At 74.8% G+C, this 1,297-nt stretch carries 1 protein-coding gene; it reads right to left on the bottom strand.

The features are described from left to right. The coding region (locus G4D87_RS37850) for a DUF7151 family protein (RefSeq protein ID WP_240358941.1) at positions 1-1,268 on the bottom strand (1,268 nt) is incomplete at its 3' end. Positions 1,269-1,297 lie beyond the last annotated feature (29 nt).

Genomic DNA, 1,297 nt, shown 5'->3' with positions numbered 1-1,297 from the left:
TTGTTGCCCGCGCCTCCGTTGGCGCCCACCGCACGGAGGGCACCGCCCACGGTGATGGAGCCCTTGCCCACGAGGACGAGGACGCCGCCCGCGCCACCGCCCGAACCCGGCAAGTTGCTGGCGCTCCCACCGGCCTCCCCGTTGGCGTTGATGGCGCCCCCCGGCGGAACACGGAGCGCGCCCTGCGCCAGGATGACGAGCGAACCACCGCCCTTGCCACCGGACACACCCACCTGCTTGGCACCCGCGCCGCCGCCCAGACCACCGGGACGCAGGAGCTGCGCCGCCTGAAGGGGCAACAACCCACGTCCCCCCTGTGGCTCACCGGCGGCCGCACGCGCCACGCCAGCCTCGGCGGGCCCGGTGCCGTTGTCCTCGGCGCTGGGGTCCACGATGACCGTGCCGTTGACGGTGACATCGCCGGTGGCCCGGATGACCGTCCCGCTGGGGACAATCAGCGTGCCGCTGATGGTGACGTTCGTGAACTGCAGGTGATGCCGCCCCGCGAGCGACGCATACCCCGCGGCCGTGGTCAAATCCAACGTGTTCCCACTGGCAACGGTGAGCGCCCCACCGGACCCGTCACCATAGGCGCCCAGCGAGCCCGTGGCCCCCTGCGGCCCCTGAGGGCCCTGTGCTCCAGTCGGTCCCGCGGGCCCCGTTGCCCCCGCGGGCCCTGTCGCTCCCGCGGGCCCCTGGACCCCCTGCGGCCCCTGGGGGCCGTTGCACACGAAGCGCGTGAGCGCGACGGTCTCCTCGCCCACATCCAGCGTGCCGTTGCGGTTGGCGTCGACACCGGTCTCCAGTCGCACGCCCCCGGTGGCGCAGTTGCCGGAGGCCGGCTCCACGGTCGTCCGCATCACCGTGCCCAGGCCGACCTCGCCCTGCGGCCCCGTGTCGCCCGCCGGGCCCACCGGCCCCTGGGCTCCCGTGGGGCCTTGCGGTCCCGCCGGACCGACAGGTCCCACCGCGCCCGCAGGACCCACCGGTCCCAGGTCACCTTGAATCCCCTGCTCGCCCTGGGGACCGACAGGCCCCGGTACGCCCTGCTCACCCCGGAGGCCCTGCGGCCCCGCGGGGCCTTGCGGCCCAGCGGCCCCCACTGGCCCCTGCTCCCCGTTGCACACGTAGCGGGTCAGCGAGGCATCAACCTCCTCATCCTCCAGCGCGCCGTTCCGGTTGACGTCGATACCGGTCTCCACCACGGCGCCGCCCTGGGCACAGTTCTCACCGGAGGGCTCCGACGCGGTCCGCACCAGCGCTGTCAACCCCGGCGGCCCCTCCGGCCCCCCTGCCG

This window comes from Myxococcus vastator, from assembly GCF_010894475.1.
In the GTDB taxonomy this organism is placed as follows: Bacteria; Myxococcota; Myxococcia; order Myxococcales; family Myxococcaceae; genus Myxococcus; species Myxococcus vastator.
Note: the sequence above shows the minus strand (reverse complement) of the source record. Positions and strands in the feature narration are given on the sequence as shown.